The sequence below is a fragment of the Bacillus cereus group sp. BceL062 genome, assembly GCF_051780025.1.
Lineage (GTDB): Bacteria > Bacillota > Bacilli > Bacillales > Bacillaceae_G > Bacillus_A > Bacillus_A toyonensis.
Genome location: NZ_JBPWGY010000002.1, coordinates 211,752 through 235,171 on the forward strand (window position 1 = coordinate 211,752; position 23,420 = coordinate 235,171).

Genomic DNA, 23,420 nt, shown 5'->3' on the forward strand with positions numbered 1-23,420 from the left:
ATTTGTATTACCAACTAGCAGTTTCCGTATTTTCCTTCAACCATTCCACCCAATCCAAATCCTCTATTTTAAGCAAACTGAGCGAAACACCCTTCATATCTAAAGAAGTTAGCAGTGTGCCGACCTTTACGAACTTCACTTGTAATCCCTCCAGCTCACATAAACGGCGAATATCATTTGCGAAAATGTATTGTTCCATTAGTGGAGTTGCGCCGAGTCCATTAATGAGAATAGCGAAATTGTCTCCTTTTCTCCAGCGGTAAATACTTTTTAGTTTGTTCATCAGTTCGATCGCTAATATTTCAGAAGAGGATAGAGATTCTTTACGGTAACCTTTTTCACCATGGATGCCGACGCCGTAAAACACTTCATCTTCGTTTAATGTGAATGAAGCTTTTCCTTTTACTGGATCGTTGGCAGGGGAAAGGGCAACTCCTAATGTGTGTAAGTTTTTGATGACAGCTTGCCCGATTGTTGTTAGTTCTTCTAAAGAATGTCCACTCTCAGCGGCCGCACCAAGTATTTTTTGAACGAAAACAGTACCAGCAACGCCGCGTCTTCTTTTATTAAAAGAAGCATCATCTTCAATTGAAACGTCGTCATTTACGATGATGTGGTCAATTTGTCTTCCTTCTTCTTTGGCAATTTGCTTCGCCGCTAGAAAATTCTCAACATCATCTTTAAAGTTTTTAATGATGAATAAAATACTTTTATCCTTTGGTATAAGGTGAGTAGCTGCGACAATTTGTTCTACTGTAGGCGGAGTGAAAATACTGCCATTTACTGCCGCTGTAAGCATTCCTTTTCCTACATAACCAATATCAGCAGGTTCATGTCCGCTACCACCACCGCTTATAATAGTGACGTCTTGCTTTAGTTTGTCGATATCTTTTACATAAATGATGTTGTTTGTTTCGTCGTAATTTACTTTGTCGTTATGTTCAAAATAAAAGCCATGCAGCATATCTTGAACGATATGTTGTACATCATTCATAATCTTTTTCATTGCTTTTGCCACCCTTTAATTACTTTGCTGATTGCTCCAGTAATAGTAGTAATTGATTGTTGATCATATTTTTCATGAGAGAAGACATAATGGAAGGATCTACTTCGCATTTGCTTTCAATCCAATCCTTTATCGTTCCAACGAAGCCGTGACTATAAAAGGAGGCAATCGTATTTTTTGTCTCGTCAGAAAGGCTGAATCCACAGCTCACGGATAGTTCATCAATAATCTTCATATATAAGTTTTTCGTATGCTCAAATAAATAGTGATTAAACGAGTTTTGTTCAATGACTTTAAAAGCATTTCGGTAAAATTTTTGATTTTCATAAAAGTAATCAAATAATAAATCGAAAATGTTTTCCCACGTTTCATAGTCGAGAAAGTCGATAATGTTTTCTTTCGTTTCTTCTCTATAAATCCAGCTTAATAGTTCAAATTTATCTTTAAAATGATAATAAAAAGTTTGTCTACGCATTTGACAGTGTAACATAATATCGCTTACTGATATTTTATGAAACGACTCTGTTTCCATTAAATATTTCAATGAGTTCGCGATTATCTTTTTAGAAATTATAGAAGAGGTCATCTGAATCATCCCTAGAATGTTATTAATATAAAAATCCTATCTATAAATGAGAGCGGTGTCTTTAGACAGATTGTCCATTTTGTCCGTTTACTATAAAACGCTTTCATTTTAACATGGTTAGTAAGAAGAAGATTTCAAATATATCACAATATATTAAAGGAATTGAGGGAGAATCACAATGAAAAAGATTATAAACAAACCAGAAACATTAGTTATGGAAATGTGTAACGGAATGGTTATGGCTCACCCAGAGCTTGAGCTTTTGAAAAAATATAAAGTAATTAAGAAAAAAGAAATGAATGAAAATAAAGTAACGTTAATTAGTGGCGGCGGTAGTGGTCATGAGCCAGCACATGCAGGACTAGTCGGAAAAGGAATGTTAGATGCGGCAGTGTGCGGAGATGTGTTTGCTTCTCCTTCGCAAATTCAGGTATATCAAGCAATTAAAGAGACAGCTAGTAAAAAAGGTACGTTATTAATTATTAAAAACTACAGCGGCGATATTATGAATTTCAAAAACGGTGCGCATTTAGCGAAGGAAGATGGAATTGAAGTCGATTACGTAAAAGTTGACGATGATATTGCGGTAGAAGATAGTCTGTATACAGTAGGACGCCGCGGCGTTGCGGGCGTTATTCTCGTTCATAAAATTGCCGGCGCAGCAGCGGAAGCAGGTATGGATTTAGGCGCGGTGAAAGCTGTAGCGGAAAAAGCAGCGGCTAACGTGCGTACAATCGGTTTAGCGTTAACGTCTTGTACAGTTCCAGCGAGCGGATCACCTACTTTCACACTTGCGGAAGATGAAATGGAATACGGCGTTGGTATTCACGGCGAACCAGGAATTAAGCGTGAAAAAACGATGTCAGCTGATGAGTTAGCTAAACGTATGACAAATGATTTAATAAAAGATTTAGGAGTAAAAGATGGCGAGGAAATTGCGCTTCTAGTAAATGGTTTTGGTGGTACACCACTGCAAGAACTATACTTATTTAATAACGCAGTTACGAGAGAATTAGCTGCTAGAAACATTAAAATTAATAGAGTATTCGTCGGTAACTATATGACGAGTATTGATATGGCTGGTATGTCTTTAACAGTGATGAAGTTAGATGATGAGCTAAAAACATTACTATCGAAAGAATGTAATACACCAGCGTTTAAAGTAGATGGACCAGTTGAAAGTGTAGAGTACGTGAATGTACTTGAAGAGGCAGAAGAGAAAGAAGTTTCATTTGAAATAGAAACAGCGGAAGAGTACGCTGTGATTAAAGATAATGTCATTACATTAAACAACATGATTTATCTCGTTGATAAAATGAGCGACATTATTATTAAAAATGAAGTACCGTTCTGTGAGTTAGATACACATGCAGGTGACGGCGACTTCGGAATGAGTGTTGCGAAAGGATTTAAGCAATTAAAACGTGAGTGGCATTCTATTGTAGAACAAGAAAATGTAACGATCGGATCATTCCTTGACGGTTGTTCCATGATTATTATGGAACATTGCGGCGGCGCATCTGGTCCAATTTGGGGCGGTGCATTCCGCGCAGCTAGTAAAGCAGCAGGCGAGAAGCGTGAGTTAACAGTGAAAGAATTCGCTGAAATGTTGCAAGCAGCACTGCAAGGCATACAATCTATCGGTGAAAGATCGTTCGGTAGAGGTGCAGTAGTTGGTGATAAAACACTTGTTGACGCACTTGCTCCATGTGTAGATTCTTGGTTAGCTAGCGCCTCAAACGAAGTAGACGTGAAAACTGCCTTTGAAAAAGGTGCAGAAGCAGCCGTTAAAGGAGCAGAGTACACGAAAGAAATCGTAGCTCGCATGGGCCGCGCCGGTACAGTTGGTGAAAGAAGTTTAGGCTATCCAGATGCAGGTGCACATGCGCTTGGAGTTATCTTTACGGAGATTGCGGGTAGTTTGAAATAGGAATTAGAAGATCCCCTCTGTCTTAAGGTGGAGGGGATCTTTATTTATAATCATCATTCTTCCAGTGAAAAATTTTATTTGTTAGCCAATCTAGAAGCTGCTTCTTCAACTTCTTTATACGCATTTTGTAATACTTCATTTGGATCTAGTACTGCTGTTCCTTGTGCACGAACGATTTGATAATCTTCAATACCAAAGAAATTAAACATTGCTTTTAAATATTTATGAGAGTATTCCACTTCTGTATACCAATCATCATTTGTATAGATTCCTCCACTTGCTTGTATAACAAGCATTCTTCTTCCATCTTTAAGTAGTCCCACTGATCCAGTTTCAGTATATTTAAATGTTTCACGTGCAATCATGATATTGTCCATGTAATCTTTTAACTTTGATGGAATATTAAAATTGTGCAAAGGTAATACGATAACATACGTATTTGCACTTTTAAATTGTTGTAAAATTTCGGACATACGCTCTGTTACTTTTTGTTCTTCATCAGTTAACTTTTGTCCATTTCCTTGCTTTTCCCATGCACTTAAAACAGTTTTATCTATCATTGGTACTATATCATCGTATAAATTAATTTGTTCAATCGGTTCATTATTAGGAATTAATTCTTTATAAGATACTAAAAAGTGGTTAAGAACTTTAATGCTGACTGATGATGTATCATCCACTTTTGGATGTGCGTTTATGATAAGTGTTTTGTTCATTTGTATTTCCCCTTTTTAAAAGTTTTTACGTTTTAATTGTCGACAAAGTTAATCGTCGATTAACTTTGTCTTTAATATAAGCTCTGAAATTATTTTTGTCAAACGAAATACATACTATTCGAAAAGAGCCTTTTTTTATTTGACTAAAATTCTAAATGGTCCTAAGATACAATTTGATAACCCTTAAAATAAAAAGCAGGTGATTTGTATATGCAGTATAGTGTTGGGGTTGAATATGCCTTGCATTGCCTAGTTTATTTAATTAACACTCCTTCCAAGGAAAGTGTCGGAATAAAAGATTTGGCAGAGTTCCAAGGGCTTTCTGAAACATTTCTTTCAAAAGTTTTCGGTAAATTATCTAAAGCTGGCATTGTAAATTCTGTCCCAGGTGTAAAGGGCGGGTATAGGTTAGCTAAGTCTCCAGAAGATGTTTCTTTTTGGGATGTAATAGAAGCTGTCGAAGGTCCAAAACCTATTTTTCAATGTAAAAATATTGTACAGAATGGTCTACTATATCGAGACGAGGCCGAGGCTTGCAATTCTTGTGAACCTAGCAATTCTTCTTGTACAATTAACTTAGTAATGCTTGAAGCAGAAGAACACATGCGTGAGTTTCTTCGTAAAAAGACTCTTGCATGGTTAGATAAAGAACTTGATATTGTTTTACCTGAAAAGATAAGGGTAGATACTCGTGAATACTTCAAACAAAAAAACTCTAACTAAATCGCCATGACGAATTAGTTAGAGTTTTTTTGTTTTTTAACATGAATGCCATCATGTGAGTTCCTATAAATATGGAATTCACGTTGCTTAATTATATTTTTTAATCTTCTTTATCGATTTCTATTGTGCCTGTTCTAGCACTAACTTTTAAAACATTCAATAGATTGTCAGGTGTCTTGATTTCCACTTCATATTCGAATTGAGATTGTGTTAAGCTGTCATCTTCTAATTCAAATTCTTTTTTCACATGAATAATTTCTCCATTTGTTTGTGCTAAAGCAATTTCACGAACTTGTTTTTCTGTGTAGTTGTCATTCTTTTTTGCATAATTGTAACCCATACCAAAATATCCACCAACAATAGCGATACCAATTACTAAAGTAGCAATTACACTTATCATTATTTTCTTTTTATGTTTTAACATTTTCATCCACTCCTTAATGATTAATCATCTATTCCAAATCTTGCTTCAAGTGCATTTTCTGCTTGCTCTAATTGATCTTCAAGTATATCTTGTTCTCTTTCTTGTGTTTGATATTGTTCAACAGTTATCGTTCCAGCGCGATAATCTGCTTCTAGCTGATTATCAGATAGATCTATTTTGTCATCTAATTGGTCAATTTCTTTTTTTGCTGCTAAGTACGTATTTAAGTCCTCTTCTTTTGCTCCAACTGGTTTCGTGTTATTTGCCTTTTCTACAATAGATGAGACTTCGTTTTTGAAATCTTGTGTTTGCGTAGTATCATTCGTAGCAGGCCCTGTTTTGTTTGGTTCTTGTTGTAGTTGAGCACTTTCTTTTTGTGACGTATCGTTTTCTACTTTCAGTTGTTGTACTTCTGTATCTTTATCAGTTTGAGTAGAACAAGCTGTTAAGAATAAACAAGACATGGCTCCAATTATCATCCAGTTTCTCATTATGTTTGCCTCCCTTTAATTGAGCACCTGATCCTTGCCTTTATATTACTGAACAAACATTAAAGGAAGATTAATGTGCCAAAAAATAAAATGATATAATTAAATCGTTTCTAATCTTTCTTTAATGTTTTGGAACTATAGTGATATATATAATAAGAAAAAAGGAGGATGCTAATGCGAGTTCTTATTGTCGAAGATGAACAAGACTTACAAAATATATTAGTAAAACGATTAAATGCAGAATATTATAGTGTCGATGGATGTGGGAATGGAGCAGATGCCTTGGATTATATAAGCATGGCTACTTACGACTTGATTGTGCTTGATATTATGATTCCCCGAATAGATGGGTTACAAGTGTTACAAAGATTACGCGCAGACAATAATACAACTCCTGTCTTGCTTCTTACAGCTAAAGATACAATTGATGATCGCGTAAAAGGACTCGACTTAGGTGCGGATGATTATTTAGTAAAGCCATTTGCTTTTGATGAACTATTAGCAAGAATTCGAGTGTTGATGCGAAGAAAAACAGGGAATACCTCTAATGTGTTTGAAATTGCTGATCTAGTGGTGGATTGCAATATGCATAAAGTAACAAGGGGAGACCAGGTTATTAATCTTTCCAGTAAAGAATTTGCTATTTTAGAATATATGATTCGCAATAAAGAAGTTGTGTTGACACGAGATAAAATTGAGCAACATGTGTGGAATTACGACTATGAAGGTGGCTCAAATATTATTGATGTTTACGTCCGATACCTTCGTAAAAAAATTGATAGCCAGTTTGAAACGAAGTTAATTCATACGGTGCGAGGCACTGGTTACGTATTGCGAGTAGAATCATGAAAAGACTATCAATAAAAATGAGAGTAACCCTATGGTATACGGGGTTAGTTGTAATTATTATGGCACTCGTGTTAGCTTTTATTTTAACTTCTTCAGATAAAGTTTTGCTTTTTAATATGAAAAATCAATTAAAGAGCACGGTAAAAGATAGCATCGAAGATATCAAATATAAGCATGGAAAGTTAAAGATTGACGATGAATTTGAAACTTTAGAAGATGGAGTAAATATACTCATTTATAGTAAGCAAGGTGAGCTACTGGCAGGACATAATCCGGCCGGCTTTAATAAAAAGGGATTGCTTAAATCCGATGAAATACAAATCATTAAAAATGGTAATAAAGAATGGATCGTATATGATTTTCTCTATCATGCGGGCGGGGATGAGCAAGTCTGGGTTCGTGGAATCATGACCATGAATCAATTGTCATCAACGATGAGTACGATTATTTTGGTAACACTCATTACCTTTCCATTACTTATTCTCATTGCGGCAGTGGGCGGCTATTTTATTACGAAAAGAGCGTTTCGACCTGTGAAACAAATGAGTGATTCAGCGAGTGAAATTGGTGATGGTAAAGACCTTTCGAAGAGGATTAACTTACAAGGTTCATCGAAAGACGAAATGTATCATTTAGCACAAACCTTTGACAAAATGTTTGAGCGGTTGGAGACATCATTTGAAAGTGAAAAACAATTTACATCTGACGCATCTCATGAATTAAGAACACCAACATCTGTTATTATTTCGCAATGCGAATACGCTTTATCGCAGAAGCATAATCCGAAAGAAATGGAAGAATCGTTAGAAGTAATTTTAAGGCAATCGCGTAAAATGTCCTCGTTAATCTCGCAACTGTTATTATTAGCACGAGTTGACCAAGGAAAGCATGATACTTTTCAATTTGAATGTATCAATATGAGTGAATTAGCGGAAATCGTTGTAGAAGAACTTTCATTAATGGTTCAAGAAGCTTCGATTGATATAACAACAAATATAGAGGAAGACCTGTTTATGAAAGCAGACCAAACATTGATGATGCGTTTGTTAATGAATTTATTAACGAATGCGATTGCTTATGGTAAAGAGAATGGTAGTGTGAATGTACAACTCTGCCGTGATGGAACGAACATAATAGGTAAAGTCTCCGATAATGGCATAGGCATCAGCGAGCAACATATTACGAAAATATGGGAACGCTTCTATCGAGTTGATGCAGCACGGAAATCTTCAAATATTGGAAACACAGGTTTAGGATTGTCGATGGTAAAATGGATTGTCGAACTACACGGAGGAGAAATTACCGTTGAAAGTAAATTAGGGGAAGGCAGTACTTTTACATTTAAACTACCAATTGAAAAACGAGCATAATGTATGCTCGTTTGTAGCTTTAGAATAAAGATGGATTTAAAAGCTCTCTTTAATCTTTATTTAAAAGTAAATGAAAGTAAATCGATTTGGTTATAAATTATGTTTTCAACATGATACAACACATTCCTTTTTAGTATGAAATTAACACAACAAGAACAGACGATTAGTCTGTTTCTAACATCATAGATTTATATTTTCGAACGTGTTGCGCAAATGATTTCGGTGCGGAGTTCAAGGTTAAATGGGCTGAAGTTAATAAGTAGTCTGCTATATGTTGTCTATTAATTAGGAAAAGGGCACTCCATTGAGGGAGTGCCCTTTTCCTAATTAATGATGGTAACAGATAAAAAACTCTTTGTATTACCAGGAGTCACCGTGGCTGGATTGCATGTACATAATTGTACTAGATTTAGTCGAATCAACTTGTTTCTTAGAATCTGATTGTGAAGGGAATGCTAATCCAATAGATAGTGCAACTGAAAGTGATAAACCTAAAATCGTTCCAAAAAGTTTTTTCATTATTTTAACGCTCCTTTTTCAAAAGTTTTTTCTTTAGCTTGATGACTAATATAAAAGTATTTACTAGCTTTTACAGTGTCGCTTTCTTCGTAAAACTTGATTGCTAATTTTTCAGTGTATTCTTGTGTGTAAGTATAGAGTTGTTGTGTGTCGAAAAATGAGATAGCTTCCAAAGATAATTCTTCGAGAATAGCAGCCGAAACACCTTTATTTATACAATCTAAAAGTTTGAAATGATATAGGTATTCTTTATTGTCTAGCTTCTCACAAATTGCTAATCCTCGTTCAATTAACTCGGCCGACTGTTCAAGTTCCCCAATCTTTAAATGTTCTCTAGCTTTAAGGAAGATGGCCCTAAAATGCTCTGGATTTTTAGTTGTTACTTCTGATAAGTGTCGAATTGCTAAAGCGGATAAGTTTTGGCTACTATATAAAAAACCTAAATTATTGCGGACTCTTAATATTAGGGAATCCTCATTATTTTTACGTAAAATATCTATTGCAGAATTAAATTTTTCTTCTGCTACAGGGAATTGTTTTATATCAATACATGCTAAACCGTATAAGTTCTCACAAGCGGCAACATTATTTTCATAGCCATTATGTTTAGAGAAGATTTCTTTAGCTTTAGTCACATGTTGAATTCCTAATAGAGGTTGATAGGTATGAAGATAGAAGTTAGCAAAACGATAGCTAAACTCGGCTATTTCAAGATCGTCATGAATATGTTGTAATAGTGTTTCGGCTTTTTCGTAGTATTCCCAGGCTTCATTGTTGTTGGAAATTAGTGTGGCATGAATCCCTTTGAAAAAGTGATAATAATAAGACAACGATTCATTTTTTGGTATATCCAGTGAATCAATTGCCTGGAAGCTTGTGGGTGTGATGCTTAAATGATCGAGCAAAACTTTAAAGCGAAAAGTAAGAAGTGAGTAATGGAATAGTAAATTTGGATCTTCATTAATACTTTTTATGTGTGTATCAATCTCTGTTTTTAAATGTTTTGCTTCTTTTAGGTGCTGGGCACGTATCTCTTGATACCAATTATTTAAAAGTTGTGTGATTATATCTTTTGTTTTTAGATGACTTACCATAATTCTCCCCGCTTTCTACTATATTTATTTGTATATTGATATGTATATACTAGCAAGAAATTAAGTGTGATAGAATGATAGATAGTAAGAAAAAACTTTTTCAACAATTTTCTGATAATTTAAAAGGTAATTAGAATATAAATAAGATTCCTTAGATGGTGATCATTTATTTATTGCCAAAAAATAAGTGCATCGAGCAAGTATGACTATTGTACTTAAAACAAATAACAGCCTGTTTGTATGTTGTATTTCCTTAGTATTGTAAATAAGCATTTTACTCCATCGCTATCAATTTGAAAGAACAAGTAATCCCACTTTATGGTTATATGCAAAACTAAAAAAACATAAATAAGCAGAACCTTTGTATTTTGCTATCTTACGTATTTCATCCTGCACAAAAAATATTTCTCAACATTTTGGTTGTTGAAAAAGATTGAATATTCGTATTATAACGAATATTATGTTGTTATCGACAAAAAAACGATAATTTGCAGACACTGGGGAGGAAATGCATTGAAAAAGGATAAGAAGTTAAAACCATTATCAGTTTTAGCAACAGCGGCAGTACTAAGTAGTAGTTTTGCTTTTGGAAGTCATGCGGCGTATGCTGATGCGCCATCATCTCTACCGATAGATGAGCATTTAATACCGGAGGAGCGTTTGGCAGAAGCGCTAAAACAACGGGGCGTAATTGATCAATCTGCATCACAAGCTGAGACGTCAAAGGCTGTTGAAAAATATGTTGAGAACAAGAAAGGGGAAAACCCTGGGAAAGAAGTCTTGACAGGAGATAGTCTTACGCAAGAAGCTTCTGATTTTATGAAAAAAGTAAAAGATTCAAAAATGAAGGAAAATGAACAGGCGCAGCAGCCAGAAGTAGGACCAGTAGCTGGACAAGGTGCAGGATTAAATCCAGGGAAATTAAATGGAAAAGTACCTACTACATCAGCGAAGCAAGCTGAGTACAATGGAGCTGTTCGAAAAGATAAAGTACTTGTTTTACTCGTAGAATTTAGCGATTTTAAGCATAACAACATTGATCAAGAGCCAGGATACATGTATTCTAAGGACTTCAATCGTGAACATTATCAAAAAATGTTATTTGGTGATGAACCGTTTACGTTATTTGATGGATCGAAGATTAACACATTTAAACAATATTATGAAGAACAATCTGGTGGTAGCTACACAGTTGATGGAACTGTAACGGAATGGCTTACTGTTCCAGGAAAAGCTTCAGACTATGGTGCGGATGCTGGAACTGGTCATGATAACAAAGGTCCTTTAGGGCCACGTGATTTTGTGAAAGAAGCATTAAAAGCAGCGGTAGCAAAAGGGATCAATTTAGCAGACTATGATCAATTTGATCAATACGATCAAGATGGTGATGGAAATAAAAACGAGCCAGATGGCATTATTGATCATTTAATGGTTGTACATGCTGGTGTTGGTCAAGAAGCTGGTGGCGGTAAATTGAAAGATGATGCAATTTGGTCTCATCGTTCAAAACTTGGATCAAAACCATATGCGATTGATGGCACAAAATCTTCTGTTTCAAATTGGGGCGGAAAGATGGCTGCATACGATTATACAATCGAGCCTGAAGATGGAGCGGTTGGTGTGTTTGCGCATGAGTATGGTCATGATTTAGGATTACCAGATGAGTACGATACGAAGTACTCAGGGCAAGGTGAACCTGTTGAGTCTTGGTCTATTATGAGTGGCGGTAGCTGGGCTGGAAAAATTGCGGGAACAGAGCCAACAAGTTTCTCACCACAAAATAAAGAGTTTTTCCAAAAGAATATGAAGGGCAATTGGGCGAATATCGTTGAGGTAGATTACGATAAACTTCGCACGGGAGTCGGTGTTGCAACATATTTAGATCAAAGTGTTACAAAATCAAAACGACCAGGAATCGTTCGTGTTAACTTACCGGACAAAGATATTAAAAATATCGAATCGGCATTTGGTAAGAAGTTTTACTACAGCACAAAAGGAAATGACATTCATACAACACTTGAGACACCAGTATTTGACTTAACAAATGCAACGGATGCTAAGTTTGATTATAAGGCATTCTACGAACTGGAAGCGAAGTATGATTTCCTTGACGTATATGCGATTGCAGAAGATGGAACGAAGACACGCATTGATAGAATGGGCGAAAAAGATGTAAAAGGCGGCGTGGATACAACTGATGGTAAGTGGGTTGATAAATCATACAATTTAAGCCAATTCAAAGGGAAAAAAGTAAAACTGCAATTTGAGTATTTAACAGATATTGCAGTAGCTTATAAAGGATTTGCATTAGATAATGCTGCATTAACTGTAAACGGAAAAGTTGTTTTCTCAGATGATGCAGAAGGCCAACCAGCAATGACACTAAAAGGATTTACGGTGTCTAACGGATTTGAACAGAAGAAACATAACTACTATGTAGAGTGGAGAAATTACGCTGGTTCTGACACGGCGCTACAACATGCGCGTGGTCCAGTATTTAATACAGGAATGGTTGTATGGTATGCGGATCAAAGCTTTACAGATAACTGGGTAGGGGTTCATCCAGGTGAAGGATTCTTAGGAGTAGTAGATTCTCATCCAGAGGCAATCGTAGGGACATTAAATGGACAACCGACTGTGAAGAGCAGTACGCGTTATCAAATTGCTGATGCTGCATTCTCATTCGATCAAACGCCAGCATGGAGAGTAGATTCGCCAACTCGCGGTATCTTTGACTATAAAGGATTACCAGGTGTTGCGAAATTTGATGATTCTAAGCAGTATATCAACAGCGTGATTCCAGATGCAGGACGTAAGTTGCCGAAACTAGGATTAAAATTTGAAGTAGTAGGCCAAGCAGAAGACAAGTCTGCAGGTGCAGTTTGGATTCATCGATAAAATAAGGTGAAGTGAAGAAGAGCTGTCTCATAAGTTGGTGAAACCGACTTATGGACAGCTCTTTTTTTATTGTAGAAAAGGGACCTTTTAGGAACTAGTTCATGGACAAGAATGATATAAAATTTATCCCGCTATTTGCCGGGCAGTAAGACCCCCACCTCAAAATTCAGCGGAAGCAAAGAAGTTAGGTGGGGGTCGGGCTGCCCGTAAACGCCCGATTGGTGAAGGCTAATAATCAGTGGGGGATGAACAAAACCCCCACTGATTAAAGTTTCACTTTATTTTCAATACGAGTGAACAAACATAAACTTAAATATTAGAAAATATAGATGAAATTCCGCTATTATACCTTTCAATAAAATAATAATAGCATTATATATTATAAGGAATGCTTGTCCTTAATTGTAAATGAAAGGGGGAAATTGATATGAGTTATGGCTATGGCTATTCTTCTAAAAAATGTTGTAAAAATTACAATGAAACGTTATCAACAGGTGTATTACGTAGACATTCTGCTACTTTATTTCTTACTGTTGATGCTATGAATGTTGATCCAGATGATACTCATAGAGTAACTGTTGAAATGTTTGATTGGTCATCTGGTTCTCCTGTATTGTTACCATTAGTAGATCCTTCTACACGAACATTAGCACCTAATCAATATGTTACTTTTCGTTCGGCAGCTCTTCCTCCAGGACTTTTTGCTTACGAAGTAAGAATAATTCATCCAAATGATAGAGATGTTGTTACGAATGTTTTTGGTCTTAGTGCAATCGTATTTAATCCACAAGAAGGAAATAATGTTTTACAACATGATTTAGCAAAATTAGACCTTAAATAGATTTTATAAAAGTCTAAATATGGAAATGGTTAAGTAAAGGAAGTAGGATGTAAAGCTACTTCCTTTACTTAACATCAACTATATAAAAAAATTTAGTGTCATCATCGGTACATAGGACAGCACGATTTAGCAAATCAATATTAACGATAGTCATATAACTAAAGAGTAAATAACTGTCTCCATAATATATAATTAATATTTCTTCTTCGGATGATAAGGAGCATAACAATAGTATGTATTTCGTTTGCTTGTATAAAGCAAATTGTATAAAGAGAAGAAGGATCTCCTTAAAGGAGATCCTTTTTACGTTTTATCATTTTTAAAGAAATCTTTCATCATTTTAGAGTGTTTCATGTTTAATGTCACAGCTTCTACTTTACCTTTCTTCTCATCTTTAGCGATTGTAATTTGCTTCTTATTATCAACCCAGACAAGAAACTCTTCTTTTGAGTCATCTTTATATGTAACGGTTATAGTAGAATGTGCCGATTGTTCCTTTTTTTGATCTAATGTAATTGTTTTCGAGGTTCCATTTTGAACTGCCGAAACGATAGGTTTTATCATTTCTTCATTGTCTGTTTGAGATTTGGAAATATCATTATTGCTTGTTCGAAGTATTTCAATGTCTATAATATTTGTGGAGTTTAATTGAATGCTATTTTGTGTATGTTCCTGTGTAGCTGGTGAAGCCTTATCTGTAGTCGAGGTGCTTGTACAACCAATTAAGCTGAAAGATAGAACGGTTAGAGCACATACATAAGTAATTTTTTTCATTTTATCCCCTCCTTCAATTTAATTATAACAATATTCTGTTAATTTAGGTAGTTATTGTAAGGGGTAATGTGTGATGTTTTACATTTGAAAATAATAGTGGGAAATTACACTGCTATTTCTCTATCAAAATCAAAACTCAGATAATTTTTTCATATTTTATGTTTAACATTTCGAAAATAGGTGTACTACATATAATATAACAAATAATTCATTTTAAAGGAGGAAGTTAAAGATGGAAACGAAGTATAGTAAACCTTTTGTATATGAATTTATTACGGAGAAAGAGGTCATGAATGCGGCGAATGATCTCGTGAAGAAAGGAATAGACCAAAAAGATATTTACGTATTAACACATGAGAAAGAAAGGACAGATAGAATCGCAGATAATGCAGACGTGAATACAATTGGAATAAAAGAGGAGGGACTTGGGACAAGCATTATTAATGTCTTTCAAAAAACGGGAGATCAGTTAAGAAATAAGATGCAAGAGTTAGGACTTAATGAGGAAGAAGCTAACTTTTATGAAGAAAAGCTGGATGAAGGAAAAATCTTGTTATTCGTTAAGGATTTAGAAAGAGTCGGTGAATGGCTACAAGAAAGAAGATGCACATATTCTCTTTAAATTTGTATCCTTTAAATCTATAAATCTATTACGAAAAGGAGATTGGAAATATGAGTGAGAGCGGGCTAAAAGAACAAATTACGGGTAAAGTTGAAAAGAAAAAGGGACAAGTAAAAGAAGGAATTGGTGAAGTTACAGAAGATAGAGAGTTGAAAAATGAAGGAAAGTGGGAGAAGACGAAGGGAACGATAAAAGAAAAAGTCGGAAAAGTGAAACAAAAGATAAGTGATGGGTTGGATAATAAAGAATAATACATATTTATCAAGCTTTGGTTACATACCAAAGCTTGATAAATACAATATAAAACTAATATAGGAGGGTTAATTGTGGGACTTATTATTACGTGTATTGTAGGTGGACTTATTGGTGCGTTAGCTGGAATGATTACAGGAAAAGACTTTCCTTTAGGTATAGTTGGTAATGTGATTGCTGGATTAATTGGATCTTGGGTTGGCAGTGCATTATTTGGTCACTGGGGCCCTGAATGGGGAGGTATTTTTGTTCTTCCAGCGTTATTAGGTGCAATCGTCTTTATTTTAATCGTCACATTCTTTTCTAGAATGCTACGGAAAGCGTAAGTATGATAATGAATAGTAATCTTAAGTTTATTATATATAGCTATAAAGTGAATGAACTGATAAATATACATAAAAAAGCATCCAATTAAACTAATTGGATGCTTTTTTTAATGTAATCTTCATAGGAATGAGCGGGGGATGAAGGCCCCCACTCATTAAAATTACACTTTCTATTATGTATTAAACCATCGTTACTTTTTCACAATTATTTATTCTTACGACCTGCCTTGGTTCTATATGGGATAAGTCATCGCTATTACCTATATCAACTACAATTGTATTCGTCAGTATGTTAATAATGGAACCAACTAATTTTGTAGCATGATCGTGTCGATAAGAAAATTGAACGAAATCTCCCTTTTTAAAGTGGTGCTCTTCCATAGATAGATCCCCCTAAAAATAATGTTTATACATTATACATACACAAATTTATAAGATTTAAACATTCGGTAGTATTTTTTAAGTGTTAAGCCGAGAAAGGTGTGGAAAATTTATTTATAATGAAAATAAAAAAATATGTTTAAAATTAATTTTTATGGGTAATTAACATAGTAGTAGTTTGAGATAAGGGGGCGGAAATGATGAATTTGGCAATAAATATTTTGCAAAATGATGTAGGTTATACGGTACAACTTAATGGTGAAATTGATGCATATACGGCATCAGATTTAAAAAATAAGATTATGCCTATTGCAAGCGAAAAGGAAGTTCATATTGTAGTAGATTTTCATAACGTAGATTATATGGATAGTACCGGTTTAGGTGTTTTTATAGCTCTATTAAAAGCAGTTAAGAAAAATGATGGCAAACTAGAGTTTATTGGTGTATCTAAAAGACTAAAAAGATTATTTGATATTACAGGACTAACAGAAATATTAAATTTGAATTCCGATTTTGAAAAAGTAGAAAGAAGGTGACTAGGGATGATGGAGAAATTTGAAAAGATAGAAATGAAAATTCCTGCAAAAGCAGAATATGTGGCTATTATTCGTTTAACGATGGCTGGTGTTGCGAACCGAATGGGCTTTGCTTATGACGATATAGAAGATATGAAAATTGCTATTAGTGAAGCATGTACAAACATTGTACAACATGCATACAAAGAAGATGATGGAGAAATTACAATTGTCTTTGGTCTATATGAAGATCGATTAGAAATTATGGTTGCTGATAATGGAGTTAGCTTTGATTTTAGTAGCTTAAAAAGGAAAGTTGGTCCGTATGATATTAGTAAACCAGTAGAACATTTGCCGGAAAATGGTTTAGGTTTATATTTAATAAATACGTTAATGGATGATATACAAATCATGCATGATGAGGGCATGACAGTTTTAATGACAAAATATATACAAAGAGAGCAGGTGGAGAATGATGGAAATCCAATCTCAACCTACAAATCTTACTAAAGAAGACGTTATTAAGCTAATTGCAGAGTTCCAACAAAACCAATGTGATGAAGCACAGGAAAGATTAGTTAATCACTATAAAAATCTCGTATATTCCATTGCATATCGTTATTCAAGAGGCGGGCCTATGCATGAGGATATTATACAAGTAGGGATGTTAGGGCTCTTAGGCGCAATAAGAAGGTATGATTATTCGATAGGGAATGCTTTTGAGCCGTTTGCAATACCTACGATAGTAGGAGAAATAAAGAAGTATTTACGTGATAAAACTTGGGGCATTCACGTTCCAAGGCGAATTAAAGATTTGGGCGGGAAAATTAAACTTGCGATAGAGGAGTTAACAGATCACCTGCAGCGTTCACCGAAGATTATAGAGATTGCGGATCATTTAGGACTATCCGAAGAGGAAGTGCTAGAAATTATGGATGCTAAAAATAATTATCGAGTATCTTCCTTAGATGATGTAGTTGAAAATTCATCTGATGGAAGTTCGGTAGCGAGAATTGAATCTGTAGGTGAAGTAGAGCAAGGATATGAACAGACAGAAAGGCGTCTCGTTTTAGAAGATATTTTTAACGTATTAAATGAGACAGAAAAGAGTGTTATTCATTATATATTTGGAGAAAATTTAAATCAAAAAGATACAGGGGAACGATTAGGTATTTCACAAATGCACGTTTCTCGTATTAAAAGACAAGCGATAAGTAAATTGAAGCAAGCCGCGTTTTTAGATACATAAAAATTTAAAATAATGATGTTTAAAACATGAGAAAAGGGGTAGTTATTAAGTATAGGAGGAGATATTAAAATGTCACACGATGTGAAAGAACTAATAGAAGGATTGAATGAAGATTTAGCAGGAGAATACTCGGCGATTATTATGTATAACCATAATGCTGCTACAGTTTCTGGTATATATAGACAAGTGTTAAAACCTTTCTTTGAATCTGAAATTAGCGATGAACAAGGACATGCCCTATATTTAGCGGAGAAAATTAAGACGCTAGGTGGTACACCTACTACGATCCCTTTACCAGTGAAACAAGTGGAAGATGTTCGAGAAATGTTAGAATCCGCTAGACAATCAGAATATGAAACAATTAAGCGTTATGAAACGAGAAAAGAACAGGCAGCGAAATTAAATATGACAGAGTTAGTTGTAAAACTAGAAGATATGATTGCAGATGAAACAAATCATATGGAAGAATTAGATCGTCTTTTAAATGATAAAGCAATGGTGTTAAATTAAAAGTGGAAATTTACCCCACTTTAATGGGCAGTAAGACCCCCCACCTCAAAATGCAGCGAAAGCAAAGAATTTAGGTGGGGGGTTAACTGCCCATAAAAGTCCGATTGGTGAGGGCTGATAATCAGTGGGGGATGAAGAAAACCCCCACTGATTAAAGTTTCACTTTATAGAGTGAAAGAACAAATTCCTATTTCTAGGGGTTTGTTCTTTTGTTGTATAAATATGTTTGAGTACGAAATTTTCATTTTGTAACTGAGTATGTAATACTAGAAAAATAGAAAATTATAATAGATTTACATTTTAAATAAGAAAAGGGGAAATAACTTGTGTCCATTTTAATTGTTGATGATAATCCGGTTAACATATTTGTAATTGAGAAAATTTTAAAACAAGCCGGATATCATGATCTTGTATCGCTCAATTCTGCACAAGAGCTCTTCGAATACATACAGTTTGGAAAAGATTCTTCCAGGCATAATGAAATTGACTTAATACTATTAGATATTATGATGCCTGAAATTGATGGACTTGAAGTTTGTAGGCGATTACAAAAAGAGGAGAAGTTTAAAGATATCCCTATTATTTTTGTTACAGCTTTAGAGGATGCAAATAAATTAGCCGAAGCTCTTGATATGGGGGCAATGGATTATATTACGAAACCTATAAATAAAGTTGAACTATTAGCGCGTATGCGTGTAGCATTACGCTTGAAATCGGAATTAAATTGGCATAAAGAACAAGAAGAAAATCTTCGTAATGAATTAGATTTAGCTACACAAGTGCAAAGAAACTTATTAAGTAGCCCATTAAGAGAAGATCATATAAAAATTGAAGCAAGTTACTTACCGTCATTCAAACTAGCTGGAGATATGTATTATTGGTACAAAATCGATGAAAATCGTTACGGTATTATATTATTAGATGTTATGGGACATGGTATATCTGCTTCGTTAGTTTGTATGTTTATTTCTTCTGTATTACGCGAAACAATTAAATGTTTAATTGATCCAGAACTCGTCATTAAAGAATTAAATAAATATATGACCCTTTTACATAATGACAATGATAATATTCCCTATTATTTTACAGCGATATACTTAGTAGTTGATACAGAAAAGAGAACAATTGAATATGTAAATGCAGGACATCCTCCTGGATACGTGCTAGTTGATGAAGCGAATGTAGTGGAACTAAATCGCGGGAGTTGTGCGGTAGGATTTTTTGATGAAATAAAAGTTGAAAAGACAGTTATACCTTTTGAGAAGAACGCTCAAATAGTATTATTTACAGATGGTGTTCTTGAAGCAATTGCAAATGATGAATTTGAGTCTGAAGAGAAATTACGTGATTTTACAGAAAGAAAATGGGGAGATTTAGAAGAAGAGATAGAAGGGTTTTATAAGGAAGAACAGAAGAAAACACAATCAGATGATATGTGTCTCATTATGATAAAAACGAATGCGAAATAAAAAGCGTATGAAATCCAAACAGAGGATTTCATACGCTTTTTATCCCGCATTAACGGGCAGTAAGACTCCCACCAAAAAATTTAGTCTGAAGCAAAGAAGGTAGGTGGGAGATCAACTGCCCGTAAACGCCCGATTGGTTCAACTAATAATCAGTGGGGGATACCCCCCACTGATTAAAGTTTCACTTTATTGTATTTTTTGATAAATTTGTTCGCTAGGATTAAATTGGGTATAATGCGGCATTATATTTGAAAAACGAAGAGTTTCTTTATTCCCCAAACATAGAAATCCATTGTGACTTAAACTTTCATAAAATAGTTGCTGAACTTGGTTTTGAAGTTTACTTGTAAAGTAAATTAAAACGTTACGACAAAGTATAATATGAAACTCGTTAAACGATTGATCGGTTACTAAATTATGCTGTGCAAAAATAATGTTTTGTAAAAGTGATGGATTAAAATAAGCAAAACGATTATCTGTTGAATAATAGTTAGAAAATGCTTGTGTACCGCCAGCTTGTAAATAGTTTTTCGTGTAAGTTTGCATTTTATTTAACGGGAGGATGCCTTGTTTTGCTTTTTCTAACACATTTGTATTCATATCTGTTGCGTAAATAACCGACTTTTCACTTAATCCTTCTTCGCGAAGTAAGATAGACATTGATAATACTTCTTCACCAGTTGCGCATCCAGCATGCCAAATTCTAATTTCAGGATGCTTTTTTAATTCAGGAATAACATGCTCTCTAAGCGCTTTAAAAAAGGCAGGGTTACGGAACATCTCAGTTACATTAATCGAGAAATCATTTAATAACTGTTCTAAAACCCCTTCCTCGTGAATTACTTTTTCAATTAATTTTGAAATGGTTGGGATATTAGAGAGCTGCATTCGATTACAAATCCTTCTATAAATAGATGTGCGAGCATATTGACGAAAATCAAATCCTGATAGTTTAAATACCGCTTCCAATAGTAATTCAATTTCTAAGTTCGTGCGCTCATCCGTATCTACTGATGGATCAAAATTATAATACTTATTTTCCACTCCAACTAAACCTCACTTATTTTATTAACCATACACTCATTACCGAATAGAGTTGATGTAGATTTAATGGTTTACTTATATAATCTGAAGCGCCAGCAGATAAACATTTTTCCTTATCATTTGGCATTGCTTTAGCAGTTAATGCGATAATAGGTATTTCATGTAACCCTAAGTTCATTCGGATATTTTCCATCGTTTCATAACCGTCCATATTAGGCATCATAATATCCATTAAAATAAGGTCAATATTTGTATTGCTTTTTAGTATTTCTAAACACTCTAAGCCGTTTTGGGCAGTAATAATGTTGGCATTTTGTTTTTTTAATGCATTTTGTAACGCAAATATATTTCGATGATCATCATCGACAATTAAAATGTTTTTCTCTTGGAAGACGTTATTTGTTTCGGTAGTAACGATAGTTTCCTCAACAACTTCAGCAGGAATAACATCTTCTATCGTTGCTGCAACTTCTAAATTGGATACTTGTATATCAGTTAATCCATTTGGAAGGTTAGGGATATATACGGTAAAAGTACTACCTTCTCCTACATGACTCTCTAACGTAATCCAACCACCTAATAATCTAGCAAACTCTTTACAAATAGATAAACCTAATCCTGTACCACCATACTTTCGAATCGTTGCTCCATCTGCCTGTTGAAAGGCTTCGAAAATAAGTTGATGCTGTTCTTTAGCGATACCAATACCAGTATCTTTTACTGAAATTGTAATCCAATCTTTACTTATAGACTGCATATCATGACTTAAATTGGTTGTTTCTATTGAATCGAAATGTAAAGAAACGAATCCTTTTTCCGTGAATTTAAATGCATTGGATAATAAGTTTTTAATAATTTGCTCAATCCGTTTTGCATCTGTATAAAACAGATCAGGAATTGTATCACTGTCTTCAATAGTAAATTCGACATTTTTTTGTGCAGCTATATGTAAAAAGTTTTGATGCATATTGGCTGCCATGTCACTTATGTTCGTTGCTTCAAAAATGATGTCTAGTTTGCCTGCTTCTACTTTAGATAAATCTAGTATGTCATTAATTAAAGTAAGTAAGTCTTTCCCTGATGAATGAATGACAGTTGCTAGTTCAATTTCATCATCCGATAAATGATTATCATGATTTTCTCTTAACATTTCAGATAATAGTAAAATACTATTTAACGGTGTGCGTAATTCATGTGACATATTTGCTAAGAACTCAGATTTGTATTTTGAGCTGCGTAACAACTCGCTTGCTTTTTCTTCTAATTCTGATTTGGTAATTTGTAAGTCAGCTGTCTTTTGTTCAGCTTCTTCAGTTCTAGACTCTAATTGTTCATTCGTTGTTCGTAATTCTTCTGCTTGCATTTGTAGTTCTTCCGCTTGCGTTTGCAATTCTTCTGATTGAACTTGTAACTCTTCTGTCATTGTTTGTGATTCATGTAAAAGAGTTTGAATTCGCATACGTCCCATAATGCTATGGATTGTTAAACCTAGATTATCAATGGTTTGTTGAATTAAATCTTGATGTAAATCTGAAATGTCAGTTACACTTACTAACTCCATTACTGCAATCACTTCATCCTCAAATAAGATAGGGATGACTAGTAGATTTTTAGGACGTATTTCTAATACTCCGCTAGTGACATAACGAAACTCTTCGGGTATGTCACTGAGAATAAAACTTTTCTTTTCTAAGGCAGACTGTCCAATGAAACCTTCACCCATTTTAATAGATTGTTTTCCAATATCAGCACTTTGATCGGCGAAAGAAGCTTTTTTCACATAGTAGACAGTTTCTTCATATTCTTCACGTACATAAAATGCACCGCAAGAAGTTTGCGTTTTTTGTATAATTCCACTAAGAATTTTTTTACCTAACATCTCAATAGAAGATACACCTTGATACATTAAAATTAATTCTGCAAGCTCAGTTTGTAACCACTCTCTTTTCGATATTTCATCTAGTAGGTGGTTCGTTGTATGAGCAAGATCTTTTATTTCATCATGTGTATTTACATGAATTCTTTCCGTAATTTTTTCTTTAGAAGAAATTGATTTAATAGCTTGAATTACATTTTTAATCGTTTTTGTAATGGAATTCGAAATATAGAGTGAAACGATAATGGAAATAAAAGAAAGTAAGAACAATAAACTGTATAACCAAATCTCTAATTTATTATTTTCAATATCTAATTGTGCAGCTCTTTTTTTCGTTAGTTGCTCCTCAGTGCTCCGGAAGTTAGTTAGCTGCGACTGTAATGACTGAATTTGAGTCGTGTCAATTGTTTGTACATTATTACTATTATTATTTGTAATGAGTGGGTGAATCTCTTTATTAATCCAACTAGTAATGTTTTCGTTAATCTGTTTTAATTTTTCTTGCTGAGAGGGGTTATCCTCTAATAAAGAAAAAAGATCTTGATAATGTTTTTCGTAATCCTTTTCCGCAGAGTTAAGGGATTGCACGTAATTAGGGTTATTAGAAATGATAAACCCTTTCGCTTTATTTTCGATTGTTAGTAACTCTTTCTCCACTTGATTCGTTAAATTGAGAACTTTAAAATCATGATCAATAATAAAATTACGAGATTTTTGTAAGTTGGAAATCTCATTGTTTAACATAATGAAAGAAACAAGTAAGAACAAAATGATAACTAAATAACCAGCCATAATTTTGTAGCGAATACTAAATTTTGCTTTCGAGTTCATTAAAAATTCCTACCTTCAAGGTTATTAAAACTTTTCTATTTTAAAGAATGAAAAACGTAATATATATTATATCAGTTTTCATAAGGCCAAACTAGAAATCCCCCTATTGTATTAGGGGGTTCGT

25 protein-coding genes and 1 pseudogene are annotated in these 23,420 nt (G+C 34.3%); 14 read left to right on the forward strand and 12 right to left on the reverse strand.

Annotation, left to right across the window (positions count from 1 at the left end; genetic code table 11):
- Positions 1 to 7: 7 nt before the first annotated feature.
- Both dhaQ and dhaS read right to left on the reverse strand, forming a co-directional pair.
- Entirely contained in the window at positions 8 to 1,018 is a 1,011-nt protein-coding gene (dhaQ, locus tag ACS2MN_RS06280) for a DhaKLM operon coactivator DhaQ (RefSeq protein ID WP_198129972.1), read from the reverse strand.
- Positions 1,019 to 1,025: 7 nt separating this feature from the next.
- The gene (dhaS, locus tag ACS2MN_RS06285) at positions 1,026 to 1,592 is read right to left on the reverse strand and encodes a dihydroxyacetone kinase transcriptional activator DhaS (protein ID WP_000204220.1); all 567 of its coding nucleotides are present in this window, start codon (positions 1,590 to 1,592) and stop codon (positions 1,026 to 1,028) included.
- 178 nt (positions 1,593 to 1,770) lie between these two features.
- On the opposite strand from dhaS, the gene dhaK reads away from it, so the two are divergent.
- Complete coding sequence (gene dhaK, locus ACS2MN_RS06290) at positions 1,771 to 3,522, forward strand: dihydroxyacetone kinase subunit DhaK (protein ID WP_088056140.1); 1,752 nt, start codon at positions 1,771 to 1,773, stop codon at positions 3,520 to 3,522.
- 74 nt (positions 3,523 to 3,596) lie between these two features.
- On the opposite strand, the gene ACS2MN_RS06295 is transcribed toward dhaK, so the two are convergent.
- A complete protein-coding gene (locus tag ACS2MN_RS06295; protein ID WP_001044357.1) occupies positions 3,597 to 4,238 on the reverse strand; it encodes an FMN-dependent NADH-azoreductase in 642 nt (213 codons plus the stop codon).
- 210 nt (positions 4,239 to 4,448) lie between these two features.
- Here ACS2MN_RS06295 and ACS2MN_RS06300 point away from each other — a divergent pair, with 210 nt between their 5' ends.
- Positions 4,449 to 4,961 carry an RrF2 family transcriptional regulator gene (locus ACS2MN_RS06300; protein ID WP_001200345.1) on the forward strand — a complete coding sequence of 171 codons (513 nt, stop codon included), beginning with the start codon at positions 4,449 to 4,451 and terminating at the stop codon, positions 4,959 to 4,961.
- Between the two features lie 100 nt (positions 4,962 to 5,061).
- Here ACS2MN_RS06300 and ACS2MN_RS06305 read toward each other — a convergent pair whose 3' ends face one another.
- Together ACS2MN_RS06305 and ACS2MN_RS06310 are read right to left on the reverse strand one after the other, a co-directional pair.
- The gene (locus tag ACS2MN_RS06305) at positions 5,062 to 5,385 is read right to left on the reverse strand and encodes a PepSY domain-containing protein (protein ID WP_087949085.1); all 324 of its coding nucleotides are present in this window, start codon (positions 5,383 to 5,385) and stop codon (positions 5,062 to 5,064) included.
- A 20-nt stretch (positions 5,386 to 5,405) separates the two neighbouring features.
- Positions 5,406 to 5,876 carry a hypothetical protein gene (locus tag ACS2MN_RS06310; protein ID WP_098709040.1) on the reverse strand — a complete coding sequence of 157 codons (471 nt, stop codon included), beginning with the start codon at positions 5,874 to 5,876 and terminating at the stop codon, positions 5,406 to 5,408.
- 174 nt (positions 5,877 to 6,050) lie between these two features.
- On the opposite strand from ACS2MN_RS06310, the gene ACS2MN_RS06315 reads away from it, so the two are divergent.
- Both ACS2MN_RS06315 and ACS2MN_RS06320 read left to right on the forward strand, forming a co-directional pair.
- On the forward strand, positions 6,051 to 6,725 hold the full coding sequence (locus tag ACS2MN_RS06315) for a response regulator transcription factor (RefSeq protein WP_001264538.1): 675 nt from the start codon (positions 6,051 to 6,053) through the stop codon (positions 6,723 to 6,725).
- On the forward strand, positions 6,722 to 8,095 hold the full coding sequence (locus ACS2MN_RS06320) for a sensor histidine kinase (protein ID WP_346994066.1): 1,374 nt from the start codon (positions 6,722 to 6,724) through the stop codon (positions 8,093 to 8,095). Before ACS2MN_RS06315 ends, ACS2MN_RS06320 begins: the two co-directional genes overlap by 4 nt.
- A 360-nt stretch (positions 8,096 to 8,455) precedes the next feature.
- Here ACS2MN_RS06320 and ACS2MN_RS06325 read toward each other — a convergent pair whose 3' ends face one another.
- Positions 8,456 to 8,614, reverse strand: coding sequence for a hypothetical protein (locus ACS2MN_RS06325; RefSeq protein WP_000732343.1), 159 nt, complete (start codon positions 8,612 to 8,614; stop codon positions 8,456 to 8,458).
- On the reverse strand, positions 8,614 to 9,708 hold the full coding sequence (locus ACS2MN_RS06330; protein ID WP_000253571.1) for a RapH N-terminal domain-containing protein: 1,095 nt from the start codon (positions 9,706 to 9,708) through the stop codon (positions 8,614 to 8,616). Before ACS2MN_RS06330 ends, ACS2MN_RS06325 begins: the two co-directional genes overlap by 1 nt.
- A 513-nt stretch (positions 9,709 to 10,221) precedes the next feature.
- Between ACS2MN_RS06330 and ACS2MN_RS06335 the strand changes: the two genes are divergently transcribed.
- Complete coding sequence (locus tag ACS2MN_RS06335) at positions 10,222 to 12,606, forward strand: immune inhibitor A domain-containing protein (RefSeq protein WP_346994067.1); 2,385 nt, start codon at positions 10,222 to 10,224, stop codon at positions 12,604 to 12,606.
- Positions 12,607 to 13,033: 427 nt separating this feature from the next.
- The gene (locus tag ACS2MN_RS06340; protein ID WP_000120220.1) at positions 13,034 to 13,447 is read left to right on the forward strand and encodes a hypothetical protein; all 414 of its coding nucleotides are present in this window, start codon (positions 13,034 to 13,036) and stop codon (positions 13,445 to 13,447) included.
- Between the two features lie 64 nt (positions 13,448 to 13,511).
- Here the strand turns inward: ACS2MN_RS06340 and ACS2MN_RS06345 are convergent.
- Together ACS2MN_RS06345 and ACS2MN_RS06350 are read right to left on the reverse strand one after the other, a co-directional pair.
- Positions 13,512 to 13,679, reverse strand: a pseudogene (locus ACS2MN_RS06345) (YolD-like family protein); the annotation flags it as partial.
- Between the two features lie 71 nt (positions 13,680 to 13,750).
- Positions 13,751 to 14,221, reverse strand: a complete 471-nt coding sequence (locus ACS2MN_RS06350; protein ID WP_346994068.1) for a hypothetical protein — start codon at positions 14,219 to 14,221, stop codon at positions 13,751 to 13,753.
- Positions 14,222 to 14,453: 232 nt separating this feature from the next.
- Here ACS2MN_RS06350 and ACS2MN_RS06355 point away from each other — a divergent pair, with 232 nt between their 5' ends.
- From ACS2MN_RS06355 to ACS2MN_RS06365, 3 genes are all read left to right on the forward strand, one after another.
- Positions 14,454 to 14,843 carry a general stress protein gene (locus ACS2MN_RS06355; protein WP_000448810.1) on the forward strand — a complete coding sequence of 130 codons (390 nt, stop codon included), beginning with the start codon at positions 14,454 to 14,456 and terminating at the stop codon, positions 14,841 to 14,843.
- Positions 14,844 to 14,893: 50 nt separating this feature from the next.
- Positions 14,894 to 15,094, forward strand: a complete 201-nt coding sequence (locus tag ACS2MN_RS06360; protein WP_000004263.1) for a CsbD family protein — start codon at positions 14,894 to 14,896, stop codon at positions 15,092 to 15,094.
- 75 nt (positions 15,095 to 15,169) lie between these two features.
- Positions 15,170 to 15,421 (forward strand): GlsB/YeaQ/YmgE family stress response membrane protein, encoded by a 252-nt coding sequence (locus tag ACS2MN_RS06365; protein WP_000522903.1) that lies wholly within the window; start codon positions 15,170 to 15,172, stop codon positions 15,419 to 15,421.
- 180 nt (positions 15,422 to 15,601) lie between these two features.
- Here the strand turns inward: ACS2MN_RS06365 and ACS2MN_RS06370 are convergent, their stop codons facing one another.
- On the reverse strand, positions 15,602 to 15,802 hold the full coding sequence (locus ACS2MN_RS06370) for a methyltransferase (protein ID WP_346994069.1): 201 nt from the start codon (positions 15,800 to 15,802) through the stop codon (positions 15,602 to 15,604).
- Positions 15,803 to 15,999: 197 nt separating this feature from the next.
- Here ACS2MN_RS06370 and rsbV point away from each other — a divergent pair, with 197 nt between their 5' ends.
- The 5 genes from rsbV (at position 16,000) to ACS2MN_RS06395 (ending at position 19,545) form a co-directional block, all read left to right on the forward strand.
- Positions 16,000 to 16,338, forward strand: coding sequence for an anti sigma b factor antagonist RsbV (gene rsbV / locus ACS2MN_RS06375; RefSeq protein ID WP_001986277.1), 339 nt, complete (start codon positions 16,000 to 16,002; stop codon positions 16,336 to 16,338).
- A 6-nt stretch (positions 16,339 to 16,344) separates the two neighbouring features.
- Positions 16,345 to 16,827 (forward strand): anti-sigma B factor RsbW, encoded by a 483-nt coding sequence (gene rsbW / locus ACS2MN_RS06380; RefSeq protein ID WP_015000196.1) that lies wholly within the window; start codon positions 16,345 to 16,347, stop codon positions 16,825 to 16,827.
- On the forward strand, positions 16,790 to 17,566 hold the full coding sequence (sigB, locus tag ACS2MN_RS06385; RefSeq protein ID WP_043321481.1) for an RNA polymerase sigma factor SigB: 777 nt from the start codon (positions 16,790 to 16,792) through the stop codon (positions 17,564 to 17,566). Before rsbW ends, sigB begins: the two co-directional genes overlap by 38 nt.
- 69 nt (positions 17,567 to 17,635) lie before the next feature.
- A complete protein-coding gene (locus tag ACS2MN_RS06390; RefSeq protein WP_000017755.1) occupies positions 17,636 to 18,076 on the forward strand; it encodes a ferritin-like domain-containing protein in 441 nt (146 codons plus the stop codon).
- 326 nt (positions 18,077 to 18,402) lie between these two features.
- Positions 18,403 to 19,545, forward strand: a complete 1,143-nt coding sequence (locus ACS2MN_RS06395) for a fused response regulator/phosphatase (protein WP_346994070.1) — start codon at positions 18,403 to 18,405, stop codon at positions 19,543 to 19,545.
- A 186-nt stretch (positions 19,546 to 19,731) separates the two neighbouring features.
- Here ACS2MN_RS06395 and ACS2MN_RS06400 read toward each other — a convergent pair whose 3' ends face one another.
- Positions 19,732 to 20,589, reverse strand: coding sequence for a CheR family methyltransferase (locus ACS2MN_RS06400; protein ID WP_097958782.1), 858 nt, complete (start codon positions 20,587 to 20,589; stop codon positions 19,732 to 19,734).
- 16 nt (positions 20,590 to 20,605) lie between these two features.
- Complete coding sequence (locus ACS2MN_RS06405) at positions 20,606 to 23,296, reverse strand: response regulator (protein WP_098709034.1); 2,691 nt, start codon at positions 23,294 to 23,296, stop codon at positions 20,606 to 20,608.
- Positions 23,297 to 23,420 lie beyond the last annotated feature (124 nt).

Excerpts from the sequence above, each read along its gene's own strand:
- dhaS (WP_000204220.1), bottom strand. The coding sequence starts at position 1,592 with ATGACCTCTTCTATAATTTCTAAAAAGATAATCGCGAACTCATTGAAA.
- dhaK (WP_088056140.1), top strand. The coding sequence starts at position 1,771 with ATGAAAAAGATTATAAACAAACCAGAAACATTAGTTATGGAAATGTGT.
- ACS2MN_RS06295 (WP_001044357.1), bottom strand. The coding sequence starts at position 4,238 with ATGAACAAAACACTTATCATAAACGCACATCCAAAAGTGGATGATACA.
- ACS2MN_RS06300 (WP_001200345.1), top strand. The coding sequence starts at position 4,449 with ATGCAGTATAGTGTTGGGGTTGAATATGCCTTGCATTGCCTAGTTTAT.
- ACS2MN_RS06305 (WP_087949085.1), bottom strand. The coding sequence starts at position 5,385 with ATGTTAAAACATAAAAAGAAAATAATGATAAGTGTAATTGCTACTTTA.
- ACS2MN_RS06310 (WP_098709040.1), bottom strand. The coding sequence starts at position 5,876 with ATGAGAAACTGGATGATAATTGGAGCCATGTCTTGTTTATTCTTAACA.
- ACS2MN_RS06315 (WP_001264538.1), top strand. The coding sequence starts at position 6,051 with ATGCGAGTTCTTATTGTCGAAGATGAACAAGACTTACAAAATATATTA.
- ACS2MN_RS06320 (WP_346994066.1), top strand. The coding sequence starts at position 6,722 with ATGAAAAGACTATCAATAAAAATGAGAGTAACCCTATGGTATACGGGG.
- ACS2MN_RS06325 (WP_000732343.1), bottom strand. The coding sequence starts at position 8,614 with ATGAAAAAACTTTTTGGAACGATTTTAGGTTTATCACTTTCAGTTGCA.
- ACS2MN_RS06330 (WP_000253571.1), bottom strand. The coding sequence starts at position 9,708 with ATGGTAAGTCATCTAAAAACAAAAGATATAATCACACAACTTTTAAAT.
- ACS2MN_RS06340 (WP_000120220.1), top strand. The coding sequence starts at position 13,034 with ATGAGTTATGGCTATGGCTATTCTTCTAAAAAATGTTGTAAAAATTAC.
- ACS2MN_RS06350 (WP_346994068.1), bottom strand. The coding sequence starts at position 14,221 with ATGAAAAAAATTACTTATGTATGTGCTCTAACCGTTCTATCTTTCAGC.
- ACS2MN_RS06355 (WP_000448810.1), top strand. The coding sequence starts at position 14,454 with ATGGAAACGAAGTATAGTAAACCTTTTGTATATGAATTTATTACGGAG.
- ACS2MN_RS06360 (WP_000004263.1), top strand. The coding sequence starts at position 14,894 with ATGAGTGAGAGCGGGCTAAAAGAACAAATTACGGGTAAAGTTGAAAAG.
- ACS2MN_RS06370 (WP_346994069.1), bottom strand. The coding sequence starts at position 15,802 with ATGGAAGAGCACCACTTTAAAAAGGGAGATTTCGTTCAATTTTCTTAT.
- rsbV (WP_001986277.1), top strand. The coding sequence starts at position 16,000 with ATGATGAATTTGGCAATAAATATTTTGCAAAATGATGTAGGTTATACG.
- rsbW (WP_015000196.1), top strand. The coding sequence starts at position 16,345 with ATGATGGAGAAATTTGAAAAGATAGAAATGAAAATTCCTGCAAAAGCA.
- sigB (WP_043321481.1), top strand. The coding sequence starts at position 16,790 with ATGATGGAAATCCAATCTCAACCTACAAATCTTACTAAAGAAGACGTT.
- ACS2MN_RS06390 (WP_000017755.1), top strand. The coding sequence starts at position 17,636 with ATGTCACACGATGTGAAAGAACTAATAGAAGGATTGAATGAAGATTTA.
- ACS2MN_RS06405 (WP_098709034.1), bottom strand. The coding sequence starts at position 23,296 with ATGAACTCGAAAGCAAAATTTAGTATTCGCTACAAAATTATGGCTGGT.